The sequence below is a fragment of the Candidatus Methanogranum gryphiswaldense genome, assembly GCA_019262145.1.
In the GTDB taxonomy this organism is placed as follows: domain Archaea; phylum Thermoplasmatota; class Thermoplasmata; order Methanomassiliicoccales; family Methanomethylophilaceae; genus Methanogranum; species Methanogranum gryphiswaldense.
Genome location: CP076745.1, coordinates 211,512 through 231,426 on the forward strand (window position 1 = coordinate 211,512; position 19,915 = coordinate 231,426).

At 44.8% G+C, this 19,915-nt stretch carries 20 protein-coding genes and 2 tRNA genes; 13 read left to right on the top strand and 9 right to left on the bottom strand.

Annotated features, from left to right (window positions below):
• The first annotated feature begins 4 nt into the window (after positions 1-4).
• Genes pyrE through KRP56_01185 form a run of 3 tightly spaced genes read left to right on the top strand, consistent with a single transcriptional unit; the run spans position 5 to position 1,852 of the window.
• The gene (pyrE, locus tag KRP56_01175) at positions 5-541 is read left to right on the top strand and encodes an orotate phosphoribosyltransferase (GenBank protein ID UAL07903.1); all 537 of its coding nucleotides are present in this window, start codon (positions 5-7) and stop codon (positions 539-541) included.
• Complete coding sequence (locus KRP56_01180; GenBank protein ID UAL07904.1) at positions 538-1,071, top strand: uracil-DNA glycosylase; 534 nt, start codon at positions 538-540, stop codon at positions 1,069-1,071. Before pyrE ends, KRP56_01180 begins: the two co-directional genes overlap by 4 nt.
• A 22-nt stretch (positions 1,072-1,093) precedes the next feature.
• Positions 1,094-1,852 (top strand): HAD-IIA family hydrolase, encoded by a 759-nt coding sequence (locus tag KRP56_01185; GenBank protein UAL07905.1) that lies wholly within the window; start codon positions 1,094-1,096, stop codon positions 1,850-1,852.
• A 6-nt stretch (positions 1,853-1,858) separates the two neighbouring features.
• Here the strand turns inward: KRP56_01185 and KRP56_01190 are convergent, their stop codons facing one another.
• The gene (locus tag KRP56_01190) at positions 1,859-2,272 is read right to left on the bottom strand and encodes a universal stress protein (protein UAL07906.1); all 414 of its coding nucleotides are present in this window, start codon (positions 2,270-2,272) and stop codon (positions 1,859-1,861) included.
• Positions 2,273-2,488: 216 nt separating this feature from the next.
• On the opposite strand from KRP56_01190, the gene smc reads away from it, so the two are divergent.
• The 9 genes from smc (at position 2,489) to glmM (ending at position 13,747) form a co-directional block, all read left to right on the top strand.
• Entirely contained in the window at positions 2,489-6,073 is a 3,585-nt protein-coding gene (gene smc, locus KRP56_01195) for a chromosome segregation protein SMC (GenBank protein ID UAL07907.1), read from the top strand.
• Positions 6,074-6,087: 14 nt separating this feature from the next.
• Positions 6,088-6,945 (top strand): chromosome segregation protein ScpA, encoded by an 858-nt coding sequence (locus KRP56_01200; protein UAL07908.1) that lies wholly within the window; start codon positions 6,088-6,090, stop codon positions 6,943-6,945.
• On the top strand, positions 6,946-7,446 hold the full coding sequence (scpB, locus tag KRP56_01205; protein ID UAL07909.1) for an SMC-Scp complex subunit ScpB: 501 nt from the start codon (positions 6,946-6,948) through the stop codon (positions 7,444-7,446).
• A gap of 106 nt (positions 7,447-7,552) precedes the next feature.
• Positions 7,553-7,774, top strand: a complete 222-nt coding sequence (locus tag KRP56_01210) for an RNA-binding protein (GenBank protein UAL07910.1) — start codon at positions 7,553-7,555, stop codon at positions 7,772-7,774.
• A 54-nt stretch (positions 7,775-7,828) separates the two neighbouring features.
• On the top strand, positions 7,829-9,460 hold the full coding sequence (locus KRP56_01215) for an iron ABC transporter permease (protein ID UAL07911.1): 1,632 nt from the start codon (positions 7,829-7,831) through the stop codon (positions 9,458-9,460).
• Positions 9,453-10,583, top strand: coding sequence for an ABC transporter ATP-binding protein (locus KRP56_01220; protein UAL07912.1), 1,131 nt, complete (start codon positions 9,453-9,455; stop codon positions 10,581-10,583). The genes KRP56_01215 and KRP56_01220 overlap by 8 nt, the downstream gene beginning before the upstream one ends.
• Positions 10,583-11,668 carry an ABC transporter ATP-binding protein gene (locus KRP56_01225; protein ID UAL07913.1) on the top strand — a complete coding sequence of 362 codons (1,086 nt, stop codon included), beginning with the start codon at positions 10,583-10,585 and terminating at the stop codon, positions 11,666-11,668. Before KRP56_01220 ends, KRP56_01225 begins: the two co-directional genes overlap by 1 nt.
• Positions 11,661-12,335 (top strand): DUF47 family protein, encoded by a 675-nt coding sequence (locus tag KRP56_01230; GenBank protein ID UAL07914.1) that lies wholly within the window; start codon positions 11,661-11,663, stop codon positions 12,333-12,335. The genes KRP56_01225 and KRP56_01230 overlap by 8 nt, the downstream gene beginning before the upstream one ends.
• 2 nt (positions 12,336-12,337) lie before the next feature.
• Entirely contained in the window at positions 12,338-13,747 is a 1,410-nt protein-coding gene (glmM, locus tag KRP56_01235; protein UAL07915.1) for a phosphoglucosamine mutase, read from the top strand.
• Between the two features lie 8 nt (positions 13,748-13,755).
• Here the strand turns inward: glmM and speB are convergent, their stop codons facing one another.
• From speB to KRP56_01275, 8 genes are all read right to left on the bottom strand, one after another.
• Positions 13,756-14,619, bottom strand: a complete 864-nt coding sequence (speB, locus tag KRP56_01240; GenBank protein ID UAL07916.1) for an agmatinase — start codon at positions 14,617-14,619, stop codon at positions 13,756-13,758.
• A gap of 10 nt (positions 14,620-14,629) precedes the next feature.
• Positions 14,630-15,013: a translation initiation factor IF-5A gene (locus KRP56_01245; GenBank protein UAL08416.1), complete on the bottom strand. Its 384-nt coding sequence runs from the start codon at positions 15,011-15,013 to the stop codon at positions 14,630-14,632.
• 137 nt (positions 15,014-15,150) lie between these two features.
• Positions 15,151-16,245 (bottom strand): ribosomal biogenesis protein, encoded by a 1,095-nt coding sequence (locus KRP56_01250; protein UAL07917.1) that lies wholly within the window; start codon positions 16,243-16,245, stop codon positions 15,151-15,153.
• A 4-nt stretch (positions 16,246-16,249) separates the two neighbouring features.
• Positions 16,250-16,855 (bottom strand): class II aldolase/adducin family protein, encoded by a 606-nt coding sequence (locus KRP56_01255; GenBank protein UAL07918.1) that lies wholly within the window; start codon positions 16,853-16,855, stop codon positions 16,250-16,252.
• Positions 16,852-17,850 (bottom strand): S-methyl-5-thioribose-1-phosphate isomerase, encoded by a 999-nt coding sequence (gene mtnA / locus KRP56_01260; protein UAL07919.1) that lies wholly within the window; start codon positions 17,848-17,850, stop codon positions 16,852-16,854. The genes KRP56_01255 and mtnA overlap by 4 nt, the downstream gene beginning before the upstream one ends.
• Before the next feature lie 49 nt (positions 17,851-17,899).
• On the bottom strand, positions 17,900-18,529 hold the full coding sequence (locus KRP56_01265; GenBank protein UAL07920.1) for a 2,5-diamino-6-(ribosylamino)-4(3H)-pyrimidinone 5'-phosphate reductase: 630 nt from the start codon (positions 18,527-18,529) through the stop codon (positions 17,900-17,902).
• The gene (gene rtcA / locus KRP56_01270; protein UAL07921.1) at positions 18,526-19,557 is read right to left on the bottom strand and encodes an RNA 3'-phosphate cyclase; all 1,032 of its coding nucleotides are present in this window, start codon (positions 19,555-19,557) and stop codon (positions 18,526-18,528) included. Before rtcA ends, KRP56_01265 begins: the two co-directional genes overlap by 4 nt.
• 80 nt (positions 19,558-19,637) lie before the next feature.
• A tRNA-Gly gene (locus KRP56_01275) sits at positions 19,638-19,709 on the bottom strand.
• Positions 19,710-19,796: 87 nt separating this feature from the next.
• Between KRP56_01275 and KRP56_01280 the strand changes: the two genes are divergently transcribed.
• A tRNA-Val gene (locus tag KRP56_01280) sits at positions 19,797-19,872 on the top strand.
• The last annotated feature ends 43 nt before the right edge of the window (positions 19,873-19,915 follow it).

A 19,915-nucleotide genomic window follows, 5' to 3' on the forward strand; every position in this document is an offset into this window, starting at 1 on the left:
ATTTATGAGCGAGATATCAAAAGCATTGGAAGAATGTGGTGCATTGCAATTCGGGGATTTCACCCTCGCATCAGGGGTTAAGAGCAATTACTATATCGACATCAAGAAAGCAAGTACGAATCCTAAGGTCCTTTATCTGATCTCTCAGCTTATGGCTGAAAGGATGCAGATGGATAACATTCATCCTGATAAGATCGCTGGAGTGGTTCTTGGTTCCATACCTCTTGCGGCAGCACTATCATTGGCAACAGGTATTCCGTATGTCATGGTCAGAAAAGAAAAGAAGGACCACGGCACTGGAAGGCTGATAGAGGGGGATCTTAATGCAGGGGAGAAGGTCTTGGTCGTCGAAGACGTCATAACCACTGCTGGGTCGAGTATCAAAGCGATCGAGACATTAAGGTCCGAAGGTGCTGATATAATCGGGGTCATATCAGTTATTGACCGTGAAGGCGGAGGAAGAGAGAATCTGGAACATGTTGGTGTTCATCTGAGGGCCCTTGTTAAGGGATCCGATCTCTTGAAGGCTCAAAAGTCATGAGGCCAGATTCAGATTGTAGGCTTTGCGGGCTTTGTGAAGGCCGCATCAATATGGTCCTTCCAAGTGGAGATCTCGATTCCAAGGTGGTATTTGTGGGTGAAGCTCCCGGTGAGAAGGAGAATCTATGTGGAAAGCCATTCGTAGGACGTTCCGGGCAACTTTTGGATAAGATCATGGAAGAAGAGGGCCTCGATAGGTCAAGTATAATGATAACCAACACAGTAAAATGTCGTCCTCCGAATAATAGAGACCCTACGAAAGAGGAGATGGCGGCCTGCCGTCCATTTTTAGATTCAGAGCTTTATGATAAGCACTTGATAGTCGGCCTGGGAAAGTCATCATGTAGAGATCTTATGGGTTATGAAGGTAAAATGTCGGACATAGTCAATACCATTCAGAAAATAACAATTGGGGACAGGGAAGTAATTTTCATTCCTACATATCATCCGGCCGCGTGCATATACAGCAAGGATGCCAGACAGGGATTGAAAGATACGATGAAGATCGTAAAAGAAAATTATTTGAGGTGATAGACTGCATTTCTCTGGTTTCATGATCGATATGGATGGTACGGTCTACAAAGGCGGTAATGTTATTCCTGGTGCCGTGGAATTTATAGAATTTCTTGTAAATAGTGAAATGCCATTTGTTTTTCTGACGAATAATTCTTCAAGTCCCAGATCATATTATTTCAATAAGTTGAGGAAAATGGGATTCAGGGTTTTAGAGGAAAATGTGATAACCTCCAATATCGCAACGATCAGATATGTGCTAGAGAAGTATCCAGGTAAAAAGGTCTATCCAATAGCATCTGAAGATGTGATCGAGGAAATAAAGAACGCAGGCATAAATATCACAGATAAAGACCCAGATGTAGTCTATCTAACATTCGATAAAACTATAGATTATGCCAAGATCAACGCAGGGTTCCATTTCATATCTAAGGGTGCAAAGCTGGTCGCGACACATCCGGACGATGTTTGCCCGACCGAGGATTCTTATGATGTTGACATAGGACCATTCATACGGCTTTTCGAATCGATATCTGGATGCAAGGCAGAGATTGTAGGTAAACCCAACAGGCTAATGTTGGAGATGGCAGCAGTCGAAATGGGGGTACAGATAGAGGAAGCGGTCATGATAGGGGACCGCCTGTATACAGACATAAAAATGGCCTCAGAGGCCTGCATCAGCTCTATCCTCGTATTGACAGGTGAAACTTCCAAGAAGGATCTGGAGACATCGGAGATCAAGCCTACATATGTCCTGGAATCTGTGTCTGATATCCCCAGGTTTTTGTGTGAAGATTGATTGTTCTTATTTAACCACGAGAACAGGACACTTCGAGAGTCTGACGACCTTCTCCGCTACGCTTCCCATGATCGCATGTGAAAGTCCAGTACGTCCGAGTGTACCCATGACAATAAGGTCATAGTTTTGGGATATGTCGATGATACCTATGGCAGGGTCTCCTGAAGATATAAGTGGTTCTACCTTGACCCCTATTTTTTCTCCCATTTCGACTATTTTGTTGACATATTCTTCAGATATTTTTTGAATGTACTGTGCTTCATTCGGATATTCGATGGAGCTGATACTGTTCAAGTCGAATACATGGATCGCGAAGACCAAAGCATTCGTGCTCTGTCCGAGTTCCAATCCGTATTCAGCTGCTACAAGTGCAGAATCGCTTCCGTCAGTAGGTATCAGTATGCGTTTTATTTTCACCATAAGATAAAAACAGATTTGGGGATTTATATAACATGCACTCGAAAAACCTGTGATGAGATTTTTGAATACTGCGTTCTCGGAGAGCCAAGAAGGCTTCAAATGTACATTTCTGGGCGCGGTATTTATATATCGCGCATATTTATATAATGTTGCCTTTCGAGGCAAGTGGGATGCATACGAGTTCGAGCGCTCGCGTTGCCCTAGCAGGGGTGTAACGTGTACTTAAAGCAGATAGAATTAGAGAATTTCAAATCGTTTGGCGGTAAATTAACCATACCGATGATGGAGGGCTATATGGCGGTCACGGGACCGAATGGCTCGGGTAAATCGAATATTACAGATGCCATCCTATTTGTTCTTGGACCAAAGAGTTCGAAGGCAGTCAGGGCGGGAAGGTTAACCGATCTAATTTTCGATGGCGGTAAAGCAAAGAATAAAGCCAGTTTTATGAAGGTTTCCCTCGTATTTGACAATTCTGACAGAATAATGCCCTGGGATGATGATATTGTAAGGCTTACACGTCACGTCAAGGTAGCCGATAATGGTACAGATTACAATTCATACTTCTTTGTGAACGATCAGAAGTCAACACTCACTGAATTTGACAGTCTTCTTACAAAAGCGCGCATAAGTGCAGATGGATATAACATGGTCCAACAGGGAGATGTGACCAGGATAGTCCAGATGGGCAACTTGGAGAGAAGGCGCATATTAGATAGCATATCCGGAATAGCGAGTTATGATAACGATCTCGAAAAGGCCAATACTGAAAAGATCGAGGCACAGGCCAACTTAGAGCGCATAAATATAATAGTAGGCGAGCTGGAGTCACAGCTGAAGAAGTTGGAGAAGGATAGAGAGGAAGCCAAGAAGTATCTTGAGACCCAGTCTTATAGAGATGTTGCGAAAGCCCAACTGGTCCACAGACAATATCAGATCGAGGAGGCAAAGCTCCAGAGTCTCAATGAGGCCATCGCAAAGATGGCAGAAGACATAACATTGCTAAAGGCCAGGAAGGAAGAGCTCAAGACAGAATACGATCTCAACGAACACGCAATACACGATAAGGAAGAAGAGATCGCTGCCAAGATCGGGCCTGAGTACAAAGAGATCAAGGGAAAGATAGAGGGTGCGAAGATATCACTCGCTACCCAGAAGGATCGTATTGAGCGTGCAAGGGATGACAAAGAGGAACAGAACGGGTTCAAGACCAATTTCGAAGAGTCCATTTCTGAGAATAAGAAAGAGCATGCAACCTCAGTTGAATTATTGGCGGACGTCAATATAAAATTGGAAGAGGTCTCCAGGAAACTGGACGTGGCCAGATCAGAGGATGCTAAGATCAGCGAAGATATGGCTAGGAGCGGCGGAGAATACACAGAGCTCCAAAATAAACTCCTGAAGATCGAGAGAGAGATGGATGAGACCGAGACCAGAGAACAGGCAGCTCAGGTTTCATTTGCCAAGGCCGAGGCAATAGCGGAGGAGAATGCGCGTTCGAAGGCATCTTTGGACGAGAGACTCCAGTCAGCAGCATTCGATATAAAGGATGCAGAGTGGAACATTCAACAGGTAAAGCAGGAACTGGGCGGCACATCCGTAGAAGATTATTCCCAGAAGATCTTGGCAGCAAGGAAGAAAGAGGCCGAACTGGAGAAACAGGAAGCGGAACTCAGAGAAGCCATAAGGAAATTCGACGCGGATTACAATCAACTTGCTGCCGAAAAGAGGGTTTCAGATAACGTCAACGGTGGTAACAATGCTGTAAAAGTGATACTCGGCCTTAGAGACAAGGGTGAGATGACTGGAATATACGGTACGATACAGGAGCTTGCTACCGTCAAACCAGGGTATGAGACAGCTCTATCCATAGCTGCTGGTAACAAGATGCAGGCCATCGTGGTCGGTGATGATCAAGTGGCCTCGGATTGTATCAATTACCTCAAGAAGCAGAAGCTTGGAAGGGTCGCTTTCCTCCCATTGAGCAAAATGATAGGTGGGAAACCCAAGGCCAAGGCCATAATGATATTGAAACAGACAGAGGGGTACGCCACGGATCTCATAGATTATGATTCCAAATATGAAAATGCATTCTGGTATGTTTTCCAGGATACATTGGTAGTGGACAATCTAGAGAATGCCCGTGGCCTAATGGGGGGTGTCAGACTTGTGACCAGGGCCGGAGAGCTTATTGAAGCATCTGGTGCAATGGTCGGAGGTACTATCAATCAACAATCCGTCATGAAGTTCGGGGCTTCTTCAGAATCCAAGCTCGAAGAAGTGGGTTCAAAGTTGAGGGCGGCAAACGCTTCTTTAGATATTTTGGTCTCCCAGCTTAGGGAGATGAGGAACAACATACGTGCGATGGACGATGAGATGAGAAAGGCCAATGCAGCAGGTATGGGAAGCCAGGCCAAGATGGGACAGCTCAACGCACAACTTTCGGAGCTCAAGAAAGTAAAACAACAGCTTTCAGATCAATTCGAAGCTAAGAAAAAGGAAAGCATCCAGGTAGAGAAGTCCTTGCAGGAAGCAAAGGATGAATTTGGAAGTATATCTGAAGCGCTGGAGAGTCTTAGGAGCAGCAGGTCCTCCGTAAGGGACCGTATCGAGGAGATCGCGCCTGCAGAGATACAGGAAAAGATCCAGAAGGTAAGGGACAAGATCTATCGGTTGAGGGAAGAAGTTTCAGATCTCTCGTCGCAAAAGAACGCGCTATCGGTAGAGATCACAGGGCTCGCCAATCAGAAAGAATCATTGGAAATACAGCTCGCTTCCGTGGTCAAGAAGATCAAAGATAACGAGGTTTCGATCAAAGATAACGAGGAAAAGTGCAGAACGATCGAAATCGAGTTGGAAGCGTTAAGAAGTATAGAGCGCGACATGGAAAAGGGAATAGAGGGCCTAAGAAACCAAAAGGATCTGCTTCTGGAAAAGAAGTACAGTTTGGACAATCAGAGATCGTCCACACAGGAGAAGATCGAGGTAAAGGAGGGTATGAAACTCTCCCAAGAGGCGCAGGTCGGTATCGTCCAGGCGAATATAGCACAGTTGAGGATCGATATCGATGCGATAACGATCAAGGTCACAATGCCGATCCCGTCGGAGGAAGAATTAAGACGCACCATAAAATCTTGCGAGAATATACTTTCTAAGATCGGTAATGTGAATCTTCGGGCGATCGAAGAGTATGATGAGAAGAAGGGAAGATATGACACATTGATGTCTGATGTCTCAACTCTCAACAGACAGATCAAAGACCTTGAGAATTTGAGAGAGTCCTTGAACTCTCAAAAGAAAGTTTTGTTCATGAGGTCATATGACGCAGTGAACACGAATTTCAAAGCCACGTATGCTCAGCTTTCCGGAGGTGGAGAAGCATTTATGGACCTTGAGTGCCGGGATGACCCGTTTATCGGGGGCCTGTCTATCAATGCAAAGCCAAGGAATGGAAAGCTGTTGAAACTGGAGTCCTTGTCGGGGGGAGAGAAGTCCTTGACCGCCTTGGCATTCATCTTTGCTATTCAGGAATACCAACCTTCTCCTTTCTATGTATTGGACGAGGTCGATATGTTCTTGGACGCAGTGAATGCAGAGATGGTTGCCAAGAGGATCAGGGAAAGCTCTCGTAAGGCACAGTTCATACAAGTATCCTTGAGGAAAGTGACCTTGGCGATGGCCGATCATCTGATTGGTGTCACAAGGCCGCCGTCAGGGATAAGTAAGGTGATCATACAGCCCGATTTCGATGAGGTCGCAAAGTATGAGGAAGAGGCTGTCAAGATGCAGCACCAGGATTAAAGAAGGGATGGGAAATGGAAAATATACAGATGTCAGAAATGGAGCAGCATTTGCTGTTCCACAAGGCGCTTGCGGAGGACGTGGGGTCCTTCGACAGGATCAACGGTTACATGAAGATCCTGAACAGCACGATGGGCGAGAGGCTCAACGATCCAGTGGATGAATCCATAAGATCGGTGTTCAGTCTGGTCTTGGAGAACGGTATAGATCCGTGGGAGATAGACCTCAGAGAGTTCGTTAGGATGTATTCCAAGAAGGTCTCGAACAATACGTTCGACATGATCGTTGCCGGAAAGCTACTGCTTATGGCGTGGAAGATCCTAAGATTGCAATCTGAAGCAACCTATGGAAAGGGAGCAGAACCAGTTGCGGAAGAGGAAGTTTTCACCTCGGATTTCGATCTGGAAGATGAGGATGCGCAGATGGCAGTTCCAGAGGTATCCTTCATGAGGGCATTTCAGAGGGAAGCAATGCGCCCCGTTACCATGTATGAGTTGATCGATGCATTTGAGGATGCACGTGCAGAGATCGAGATACAGCAGGAGAGGGAACGCGTAAAGGTCGAATTGAATGCCAAGGAACCGAGGAAGTTCGAGAACAAGGCACACGATGAGGACGATGAGAAGGATGTTGAGCACGTCTGGGAAAGGATCCAGAGATTCGGAACAGGGGCGATCCAGGTCAACGACCTATACATCCACAGTCTGATGGAAGACCTTAGAACATTCATATCGATATTGCATCTTGTCAGAGAAGGCAAGTTGGATGTATGGCAGGACGTATTACCATATGGACAGGTCTTCATCGAGATCAAGATCCCAGGGGCATCTGGAATCTTGGAAGAGAGCACAGGCATCGAGGCGGTGAACTGAGTGAATGTCAAAGGAGCGGTCGAGGCAGCCCTCTTCTCCTCCGCAGACAATATAACGGTTCAGGGGATCGTTGAAAGGACCGGATTGCCAGAATCTGATGTCAGGTATGCCATCATGGATCTGAGAAAGGAATACGAGGAACGCGATTCTGCCATAATGATAGCTAAGATAGGCAATGATTATCGCATGATGCTGAGGACCGAGTATTCTGATTATACGGGCAAATTTGCTAGGGCGGAGATGACCGGTGGAATGATGAGGACGTTAAGCACTATTGCATATAATCAGCCCGTACTTCAGTCCGAGTTGTTTAAGACCCGTGGTGCCCGTACATATGATGATGTCAAGGCCCTTATGGACATGGATCTGATATCCGGAAAGAAGGCCGGACAAACCATCGAACTTACGACGACCAAAAAATTCTCTGAATATTTTGGGATAGGGAGTACCAAATTGGCGGACATCAGGATTTGGATCGAAGCCCAAGCGAAGAATATGTAATGATTTTTAAGGTGTACGATCCGTTTTTTGCGGGTCGTTACCTTCTTCTTCTATATAGACTATGTAAAAGTTTTTATTTAGAGCAATATATGGGCATTTGATATTTATGGTAATGCCACAAGCCCTTTTGGAAAAATCCGTGGACAAACGCGTCTCCCTTCTTTTGAAGGATGGGAGAATATTGGAAGGTAAACTCACTGGATTTGACGAGTACATGAACATGGTGCTCGAAGAGACCGCTGAGAATAATGCGGCCGGTGGAGAGGAGAGACGTCTGGGAATGGTCGTCCTTCGCGGAAACAATGTAGTAAGCATCTCGATCCTCTGAGATGGGCTTCTCAGTAAAAACACCGTTCGTTCGGTGAACGGAAGGTATTCTCTGATGTCCCTATTCAAAAAGATCAATGAGGTATCCAACAATGACGGGGCACGCAAGGCTTGGTTCGGCTTTGCGGTAGCCGTACTCATCTGTTTGATCATTTTACCTTCGATCTTTGTGGTCACAAAGCTGTTCACCGATTGGGGACTGGTCAGTCAAACGTTTGCAGACTCTGCAATGATGTCCACCATATATGGTGCGGTCTCGAATTCTTTCAGTATTGCTTTAATCGTTACAGTTCTTGACATTTTTGTCGGTATTCCGATGGCCTGGATCCTGGTAAGGAAGAATTTCAGGGGGAAACGATATCTTGACACATTGATGGATATGCCTTTGGCATTTCCGACTGCAGTTCTAGGCATATCGGTGGTCATATTCTGGGGTGCACCCGAAGGCATATCCATTCCGGGATTAGGTCTGATCGTTTCCCCATATGTGATGGTCATAATGTTGCATATCATCTTCACATATCCTTACATGGTAAGGTCTCTTTCAGCAATCTTAGAACAGATAGAACCGAATTATGAGACAGCGGCCATGACGCTCGGGGCATCAAGATTCACTGCCGTTAGAACAATAACTTTGCCACTTTTTCGTGCCGGTCTCGTAACAGGGTTCATTCTCTGTTTTGCGAGGTCTTTATCCGAGACCGGAGGAACGTATATCGCCCTGTCTTTGATGGGTGATGAGAGTTCATTTTTCACAGGACCAACATTCATCGCCTTCATGAAATCGCAATCGACAGAGGTTGCGATGGGCCCGATGATACTGATCAGTATAATAATGATAGTTTTAGCGCTCATCCTGTTATTGTTGGTTAAAAGGTTAATGACAAAGATCAAATTACCTGTGACCAAGGTCTGGCCACAGATAGGTAGGAAGCTTAGTAACGGATTCGCTCCCAAAGCAAAGGACATTTTCTCCATTGTTTTCCTCATGGTCATCGTGTTGATACCGTCCTTCTACATCTTTGCATATCTGACTCAACCGATAGCATCTGTGGATTATGGTTCGTTGATGTCGTCGATCGGCATATCGTTCTTTGTGGCAGGTGTAGCGGTTGTTTTCGATATAGTGTTCGGGATACCTGTCGCCCTTTACATCGCAAGGCATCGCAATACAAAGTTCGGGCAGGCGTTGGATAATATCGTGAATATACCTCTAATAATTCCAACTACAGCTTTGGGATTTTCTCTTGCTTTATTCTGGGGGAGTCTTGGTGTCGGTGGCGCCATGTCCATATTGCTTGTGATCTTGGGACACATATCTTTCACGTATCCTCTGGTTGTCAGGAATATAGTCGGTGCGGTGGAGGAAGTGGACCCGTCTTATGAGGAAGTAGCTCTCACATTGGGGGCAAAGCCATTCCAGACATTTACTAAGGTTTTAATGCCAATAGTGAAAGCTTCGATGATCGCAGGGGCAATATTGGCATTTACAAGAAGTCTCGGAGAGACAGGCGCAACACTCGCAATAACCAGCAACATCCAGACAGTCCCTATCTACATTACCAATCTGATAAAGGCAGGATTGTACTCCGAGGCAGCGATGTGTTCTATTGTACTGATCCTAATATGTTTCATCTTCATGTTCGCTGTAAGGATGGTCACGCACAGAGGTGATAAGAATGCCTGAGATCGTTCTCGATAAACTCGTTAAGAGGTACGGTCACACAGCGGCTGCAAACGGGCTTAGCCTTACTGTCAAGGATGGTGAGTATCTCTGTATACTGGGGCCAACAGGTGCGGGTAAAACGACATGTCTTAGAATGATATGTGGACTTACGAAACAAGATTCAGGAACCGTGTCATTTGACGGTAAAGAGATCGACAAGATGCCAGTATCTGAACGTCAGACCACTATGCTGTCTCAGGTCTATTCTCTGTTTCCTCCACTTACTGTATACGAGAATGTCATGTTTTCTCCGACCATCAAGGAATGGCCTGAAGATGATAGTAAAAAGTTAGTAAAAAGCATGATAAAAATGGTCCATATGGACCACAAAGTGCAACAATATCCGCATGAACTCAGCGGAGGGCAGCAGCAGCGTACCGCACTCGCAAGGGCCTTGGCATCAGATTCCAAAGTATTGCTATTGGATGAGCCTCTAAGGGCATTGGATGCCCGCCTTAGATTGGAGCTTAGGAAAGAGCTCAAATCAATGACCAAGGAGTTGAAACTTACTGCTATTCATGTAACGCATGACCAGGATGAGGCGTTGGAGATGGCTGACCGCATCGCTATCATCCGCCATGGGAGTTTCGTCCAAGTAGGGACTCCGATAGAGATATTCCAAAATCCTGCAACGCCGTTCGTTGCGAATTTCGTAGGCAGGTCCAATATATTCACAGGAAAGATAAGGTCCACATGTGAAGGATATACCGAAGTCGAGATAGGTGATGGAAAGATCATAAAAGCTAGAAAGACAGACATCCCCGTCGATACAGACGTAGTGGTCGCTATCAAGATAGGGTCTACAAAAATAGAACATATGTACGACCCGACCGAGGAAGATCTCGAAGAGATAATACCTGAAGGGTATTTTGAGGGTGAGATAGAAAGGATATTGTATGAAGGTGCTACGGTAACCGTCGAGATGATATCAGATGGTGTTGGAAGAGTAATCACAAAAATCCCTAACAGGAAATATGATGATTATGCAATCAAGGACCGTGTAATGATAAACTGGGTTCCAGACATGGCAGTGATATTCAACGTTCCAGAATGTGGCATCGAAGAAGAACTGAGGTTAGACTGATGGCAAAGATAGAACTGAAGAACATATCAATGAGGTTCGGTGATTTTTTCGCTGTTAGGAATATCAGTTTGCAGATCGAAGAGGGCGAATACATCACAGTTCTAGGCCCATCAGGATGTGGAAAGACAACTCTGATCAAGGTCATCTCTGGTATATGGAAACCGACAGAGGGAAGGGTTTTCGTTGACGGAGTGGATGTAACGGATGTTCCCATCGAGGACAGAGACACAGGTTACGTGTTTCAGAATATAGCTTTGTTTCCCAATATGGACATCAGTGAGAATGTTGGTTACAGCCCTCGCGTGAAGGATAAAAAGAAAGATGAGATCGCTGCGATATCACAAGAATATCTGGAACTCGTCAAGATGCTGGATCGTTCAGGAATGTTCCCAAGGGAGCTTTCAGGCGGAGAACAACAGAAAGCAGCCATAGCAAGGGCATTGGCATCTGGTTCCAGGATGTTGATGTTGGATGAGCCCCTGTCTGCACTGGATGCGCGTGTTCGTGTTGAATTGAGATACGATATACGTAGACTTGTTAAGAAATTAGGGATAACTGTGATGCATGTTACGCATGATCAGGAAGAGGCAATGTCGGTCTCCGATAAGATAATACTGATGAGGGCAGGCGGAATACATGAGATAGGTTCTCCTTTGGAAATGTATAGAGAACCAAAATCCATCTTCGCGGCTTATTTCATCGGAGAGACCAGCCTTCTCGAATGTACCGTTATCGAGAAGTCGAAAACGGGTAAAACCACTGTACGTTTAAGAGGGGGCAGAAATGCAAAGGCTGCCAGATCTCAATTGGAAGAAGGGGATGCTGCGGTAATATCAGTACGTCCTGAGCATGTTTACACTGCGAATGACGGGTTGAAGGCAAAAGTTCTGAATGTTGTTTTTATGGGTACATATTGGAGGGTAAGAACAGTCACCGAGACAAAGGATTACGTTGATTACAATGTCTCCGCGAGTGATGAGATACCCAATACTGGAGACAAGGTGCATCTTGTCTTCAATAAGAAGGCGACAAAGGTCTTCAAAAGACCTGATGAGGGATTGATAGAGGCGATTAAGCTTGAGTGAAAAAGGAATGTTAGATTGGTTCTCAAAGAGAACAGAGGATTCTGTACGTATGGGGTCGAGAAGTCATGGGATCGTGGTACTTGATGCCGTGTCAGAATTGAATTTGGCCCTTAAGGCCATGGCAGATGGGAAGAAAGATGTGGCCCTAAAATGTTTGGAACGTCTTTTCTTGAGTGAGCATGAGGCAGATCGCATAGAGGACAAGCTTTGTGTGGAGATCGTCGGCGGGGAGTTAAGTGTACAAGAGAGGGAAGATCTCATTCATTTTGTTCGCCAGATGGATCACATTGCAAACTGGGCAAAAGAGGCAGCATTATATATCCAGCTTATTTTAGAAACACGTTCTGAAGTGCCTCAGGATATATGGAAAGCAAATGAGAAGATGTCATCCGAGATAATGACGGCCGTAAAATATCTCATCAAGGCGATAGAATCTTTGGGAAGCGATTCCAAAGAGACCGTCAAGAATATCGATGCTGTAAATGATCAAGAAATGGTGGTCGATATACTTTATTTCCAGAATATAAAACAAGCCCACCTTTCTGATATGGATCCAAGGGCGATCATGTTGGTACGCGATCTTGTCCATGCACTTGAAATGACGGCAGATATTTGTAAGACGTGTGCTGATACCATTACTATACTTTTGACGTCCAGGAGATTATGAGAATGGCAGAGAGGATGTTCGGGACGAATGGTGTTCGCGGTGTAATCAACGAGTACCTTACCTGTGAACTTTCCCTGCAGATGGGAAAGGCCATAGGTTTGGCCATGAAAGGAAATATTGTGATAGCTACGGATACGAGGGTATCTGTCGACATGATTAAGACCTCCGTGGCCGCGGGTATTATGGCTACAGGATACAATGTCATCGATCTAGGTATCGTCCCGACACCTGCACTTCAATTCTTTGTAAAGACGCACTCTGAAAAAGTAGCGGGAGGAGTCATGATCACAGCTTCTCACAATCCTCCGCAGTTCAATGGTATCAAATGCATATCCAGTGATGGTACAGAGGCAAGCCGTGTTGAAGAGGTCAAGGTAGAAGAACTTTACAATACGGAGATAACATGTGTTCCATGGAATAAAGTTGGAAAGATGGAGAGGTTTCTTGGCGCAGGTGAGGAATATATTGACAGTGTCTTGTCATTTGTTGATCGCGAGGCGATCCGTAACGCCAATCTGACAGTATGTTTAGATTGTGCTAATGGTGCTGCTTTTCAGACAACTCCCTTACTTCTTAAAAAATTGGGTGTAAGAGCAATCACGCTAAATTGTAATGCACAAGGGGAATTTCCTGGACACCAAAGTGAACCAGTGGAAGAGAATCTCATCGATTTGATGTCCTTGGTAAAAAAGACCGGGTCGAATATCGGTATTGCCCATGATGGTGATGCAGATCGTTGTGTTTTCATTTCATCTGAGGGAAAATATGTAAGCGGGGATAAGTGCTTAGCAATCCTATCGAAATATATACTTTCAAAGAAAAAGGGAATCATTGTTACACCTGTAAGCTCTTCATTATTGGTCGAAGAAGTAGTGAATGCTTCAGGTGGAAGTATTGTCTATACTGCTGTCGGCTCTCCAATAGTTGCAAGAAAAATGATGGAGAATGGTGGCGTTTTCGGTGGAGAAGAAAACGGAGGTATGATCTTTCCCGATCAACAATATTGCAGGGACGGTGCAATGGCGATTGCCGTGATGCTTGAATGTATCGTTAAGACTGGGCCGTTGAACAAGCAGCTGGCCGGCCTTCCTGTTTATTATACAGAGAAGAAAAAAGTTGATTGTCCGAATGATATGAAAAAGAAAGTATCAGAGTATATTCAGCAGATCAATAAAGATGTAAAGGTTGATGACACCGATGGTCTGAAGTTCATATACGATGACGGTTGGGTTTTGGCAAGACCGTCTGGTACGGAACCTATATTCAGAATATATTCAGAATCAAAGAATGAGGTCACTGCTAAAGAGAGGGCAGATAAGTTCGAGATAATGGTTTTGGATTATCTTGACCCAGAAGGCATTCATGAGATAGAGGCAATAGCACCGAAGAAGAAAAAATCAGTTAAGGATTAATCGTAAATTTAACCCTTAGAATGTTTTGCGTAGACCGCTAACGCCTCATTGATGAATCTGGCTGCAAGTATGGATGTTATCCCGGACGGATCTGCAGGGGGACAGACCTCAACTACATCGAATCCTGCTAGACGCTCTCCAATGATGTTTATGATCTTTTTTACGTCCATAGGCATGAGTCCGAATGGTTCTGGGGTCCCTGTTCCAGGGGCAAAGGCGGGGTCTATACCATCAATATCGATCGAGAGGTATATGTTATCATTACGTACTTCGTCCATTGCTTTTTTTATTGCCCATTCTGCACCCTTATCCATCATCTCAAAGGAAGTAATGAATGGTACAACATCTTCTCTATCCAATTCCTCTGCGCTTATTGCGCGTACGCCCAATGCATACACGTTATCAAGACCCAGATGTTCGGATGCCCTTCTTGTTACACATGCATGACTATACGAACTTCCCAGATATTCATCTCTTGAATCAAGGTGGGCGTCTATCGTAATAAGGGCAATATCACGATTGTCGTGGTTCTGTATGATAGGCACTGTAATAGAATGCTCTCCACCCATCGCTATTGTGAATTTCTTATCCCTTATTGCAGGTTTCACTGCGAAGTTCACTTCTTCGATCATATCCTCAGGTAATACGAAATCATCGCAGTTACCATAATCGTAAAGTTCCAGATGAGGCTGGTTAAGTCCATGTTCGAAATGGATCTCTTCAAAATTGTATGATGCTCTTCTTATTGAGAAGGGCGCCTCTCTTGCACCAGCCTTGAAACTGGCAGTGTGGTCATACGGAATCCCAAAAATCACAGCGTCTGCCGAGTTATAATCGGCCTCTGCGCCTGCGTATGAGATTCCGTATGGCATGTGGATACCTTTAGAGCAGTTTGCTTCTTCCCATTGCGACAATGTACATTACTTCTGCGCCTTCTGCGATCACACATTCGTGGTCGGAGTTGATGCCAATAGAGAATGTCTCGAATGTCTCAAGGTCCATGATCTGGATCTCTTCTCCTTGAATGGAGATGATCTGTCCTTTTCTTCTGTCGATCTGGGGGACTTGAACTTTTGTGCTGACAGGTCCATTGATGGATTTTTTTGCACCTGTGAATATATCCGTTGCTTCAATGGCAGCTTTTGCCGATCCATGTTTTCCAGGTTTGGACATGCTGATCGAAATGATTTTGCACGGTGACTCATCAATGTTCACATATCTTCCAATTTTCAATTCTCTGATTTCTTTCATCTCCCACATGACAATTACCTTCTTTGTGTTAGCTCATGCTATGAATATCCGTTTGTTGTGTTCCGCCATTGAGGCAGGAATGTACTTTACAAATTCGCATATCGACTGCATGATATCTAACATCCCCAATGAGACTGTACATAAATATATTTTCACTGCGGGCGCGATCTTCCACCGCTATGTTTTTTCTTTTTATGGTTAGACGGTCCTGAGGTTTTTTTCTTAGGGGGATCTGGATATTTGCGTTTTATCTCTTCAACGCGGGCTTTGAAATCATTGTTGAGGGTATCTCCTCTAAATTCACCTTTATATGCATCGATCTTTGCAGCGATAAGTACTTTTCCTGCAAGTGCCCTTGAGATATTTCCTCTCTGCCAATATGGGGCACGGTGTACATCTGGGTATTGATAGATTATACCATGTTTCGGAGGTTTTTTTCCAGTCTTCAAATGTCTAAACATGGCTTTTTCAGCACCAAGTAATTGAACGGTCGATGAAGGCAATGAAGCAAGTCTTTGTAGGCCTCCTGCTAGGGATATCAGTCTTGCAGAGAGTGGACCACCGAGGATGGTGCACATGTTTGGACAAATATCAATGACCATTTCATTGATGTATTCCTCAATTCTTTGTTTATCCTCATAGATCCTGCAAAGAGTGTCTGCGAGGTCCTGGACAGCCTTCATGTCCTCGTCCCTGAAATCTGTTCCGATCGACTGTAGATCCAGACCAAGTTCTTCTATTATATTTTCACGTTCGCCATGACTGGCAATAAGCATAGCATATCTCTGGTCTGTGGCAATATCCGCGAGTTCTGGAAAATGCATACCGTACCATTCGTGAAGTCTTTCATTGAGGAGATTTGCGGTGGATATTGTGTCATCTAAGTTTCTTATGGCCTGGACAAGGCTGTTGTCAGGTGGCATGGGCTCGGAGGTCCTGAGTTTTCCAAGGCCTAGCATGACCTCGTGCATTATCGAATCATTAAAGCCATATGATTCTGGCTTTATGAAGGACGCATCATAGAACATTGGTTTTCCAAGTTCTGATTGCCTTCTATCCAATACGTTTAGTCTGGGTATGTCTCCTGCTAGTTCTCTTTCTTCAGGTAGTATATTTCCTCTTTGGACCTGTGCTAATTTTTCTGCTGTTTGCACTGGGTCTTTGGGCATTAATCTTTTTTCTAGGATCTTATCTGTTTTTTCGTCGATCAGAAATACGCCAAACCATTTTGTTACTAATATGGTCATTGTTTTACATTCCCCTTATCTTGTCGATCTCTGCAGACGGGAGTTCTCTGGTTCTACCAACAAGCAATTGTAGTTTTGCTTGGAACTCCATTTCCTCCATGCGATTATACGCCTCTTCCACGGTTTTTCCTTGTGTCAATGCACCATGTTTGCTCATCAAAATCGCATTATATGAGGAATATTTGCTGATCTCATCAACAAGTTCTTGAGACCCAGGAGTGAAATATTTTATCAGCGGGACTTCTCCTAAAAGCAACACCCCTTCTGGAGTTAGTGCACTGCGTATCTTTTTTTCCTGTACGGCCAATGCCACACAGTAAAGAGGATGACAGTGTATCACTGCGTTTGTGTCGGAATTCTTTTTATAGAGCTCTAGATGGAATTTATGTTCGATTGAGGGTTTTCCGTTCGAGAGGATATTTCCATTAAGATCGACTTTCACCATATCTTCTGGTTCCAACATACCTTTGTTTCTTCCGGTGGGAGTTATTATGACTTCCGCGTCATTCAGTCTTAAGCTCATATTTCCCCCTGCTGATACTGTAAGGTTGCGGTCATAGAGCAACTTGCATATCTCTGCAAGTTTTTGGCGGGCGTATTCTTCATTCATTCTCTCACCTTGCGGATCTCGTCGGGTTTGAAGATTCCCTTTTCTGTTATGAAACCAGTTACGAGTTCGGCTGGAGTAACATCGAATGCAGGATTTTTTGCCGGAGAGCCAAGAGGTGCGATCCTTTGTCCGTATATCTCAGTGACTTCCTTTTCAGATCTTTGTTCTATCACAATCTCTTTTCCATTTTTCATGTTGAAATCAAATGTGGATATGGGTGCTGCAACGAAGAATGGAATACCAAAATGTTTTGCGACTATGGCTTTATCGAATGTTCCAATTTTGTTAGCGAAATCTCCGTTGGATGTGATCCTATCAGCTCCAGTGATTATCATGTCCACTCCTTGGGACATATAGTATGCAGAGGCCCCATCAGGGATTATGGCATGATCTATGCCTTCTTGATTGAGTTCCCAGGCGGTAAGTTGCATTCCTTGTAGGCGCGGGCGGGTCTCAGATGCATATACAAAGAATCTTTTGCCATCTGCCCAGGCTTTCCTCATAGGTGCCAGTGCAGTACCTACATCAACTGTTGCGAGAGCCCCTGCATTACAATGGGTCATTAGTTTCATACCGTCTTTGATCAGTTCTCCGCCGTATTCTCCGATCTTGGTACATTTATCGACCATCATCTGTGCGTATTCGTTTGCAGAATCAATAGGGTCTTTTCCGTCAAGAATCTCTTTCTCCATATAGTCAACAGCGTAGAAGAGATCATTTGCTGTTGGTCTTGCCGCTTTAATTTCTGCCGCGGCTGTTTTAATATCCTTCTTTGAAAGTGCCGCAAGACACATACCATATGCAGCTGTCGCACCGATGGAAGGAGCCCCCCTTGTGGTCATGTTCCTTATGGCTTCCGCGACATCAAGATAACTGGTAAAGTCAGCGATAACTATCTTTTGAGGCAGTTCTCTCTGATCGATCATTCTGACCTTTCCTTTTTCAAACCATACGGCTCTGATATCGACGTATCCATTCTCGGTCCTGACCTTCATTTTGTTCTACCGTCCGCTAAATCTGTTTGTTATAGTTAGTTTAAATGATTTAATAACAAGGTGTGAATGTTAGAACTGCTCCATTGCCAAGAACCTCGACATTTTCTAATTTAAGGTTTATTCCGTTCTCGGCCAGCCAGCCATCGCCATCAGCGGGGGTCGGTGCAGTTCTTCCTCCGATCATGAACCCGCCTATATAGACCGTATACTTATCCACAAGTTTTTCTTTGAAAAATGCCGCTATTGTCTCACCACCGCCTTCAACAAGTATGCTTTCAATGCCTACTTCCTCCGAAAGCTCTTCAAGCATTTTTTTGAGATCGATGGTCTTTCCGGTGATTATGGTCTCTTCACAGTCGAATTCTTTTTCGCATTCTTCCGTGGTGATCATAATGGTCGGTGCGCTATCATTCAGTACCTTTGCGTCATCAGGGGTCTTTCCGTGAGGATCGATGACAATCCTTATTGGATTGGAATCATAATCCATGCCCTTTATTGTCAAGTGAGGATTATCTGACAATACTGTGCCGACGCCCACCAATATAGCGTCATACTTTTTTCTAAGGGCCTTAACACGGGCTTTATCCTCATCAGAGGAGATGGTCACCTGTTTCCGGTCTATCCCTGCAATCTTACCATCTGCTGACATTGCACAATTTACATGGATAAAAGGCTTCATTCGCAATCTCCTGGGTTTATACTGAAATGGAATCCATTATCTTTACGTTCAACACCAAATCTTACGTCCAAGAAAGACTCCAGTGTGTCCATTTGGCTTAATAGATGTTTACTGATTCTAGATACAACGAACTCGCTCCGGCCTTTGGCCATGGCCATATAGGGCAGAAGTTGATCAGCTGTATGGCTGTCAACAGTTGCACCCGTTCCAATCTCATCTATAAGATCGTTCGCAGCATCCTCTCCAGATTGTTCTGCAGAGTGTCCGCGTGATGTCAATACATTGCTGGAGATCATACCATTCTCATATTCAGCAACAAGGACCATTCCTGCTCCGCGAGAATTTCCAATGCTTTTCTGCATTTCAAAATCCACATCGTATTTAGGAGCCAGTGCTTTTTTACAGGCATCAGCCATATCCATTCCGATCTTGTCAGGAAGGTGTTGTACGAATACTCTTCCTTTGATCCCATTGAATTCTCCGAGGTCTGTCAGCATCAGTGGTGATATGTCCCCTATTGGGTCCAATGTGGCGACCACGTGTCCGCCACCCAAAGGATAGAAGCCTCTTTCCAAGATATTCACATCCGCAGTTATGCCCATTCTTCTCATAAGCGGGAAAAGGACCATCTGATACGAGTCCAAAGGCGGAGCCCACATGACATTGGTGCCTCCGATGATATCAAGAGTTAGTCTTTTATCATGATTTCTTGCAGCCAGAAGTACAGCCTGCATGACCAGACTGATACTTCCTGCTGTACCTATGTCCAGTGTAAGATTGTTGACCTGTGTGTTTCCAGGTTCGAATGTGAGCTCGCTTGAACCTACGAAGTTTCCTTCTACGTTTGAGCCCGTCATCTGTGCCACTGCGTTTACTGCAGTCGTGTGTTGTTTGGATAGGCCATTCGTGGGTCTATTCTCACGGATCCTCGTAAGTCTCGTGGGAATGCCCGTGAGTGCGGATAGCGCCACAGACGTACGTACCATCTGTCCGCCTCCTTCGCCTCTCGAGCTGTCTATCTCTAACATAGAGTCACCTTATGCGCTTATTCAATAAAATCATTATCAGCATATGTGAGTGAGTTGACAAGCAGAAATCTAATAATGAGTGCGAATGCCGGGATTCGAACCCGGGTCAGAGGCTTGGGAAGCATCCGTCCTAACCACTGGACTACATTCGCACGATATTGACTCGATTGTCGGGCTATTATTTAACAACTCAGTTTTACTATGGTTTTTAATACCCCTTCGTTAATCAGGCTATCTACGGACTCGTGGTCTAGGGGTTATGACGTCGCCCTTACAAGGCGAAGGTCGCCGGTTCAAATCCGGCCGGGTCCACCATATTCTCACACATTTTGTTTTGTTTATCATTTATCGTTTTGTT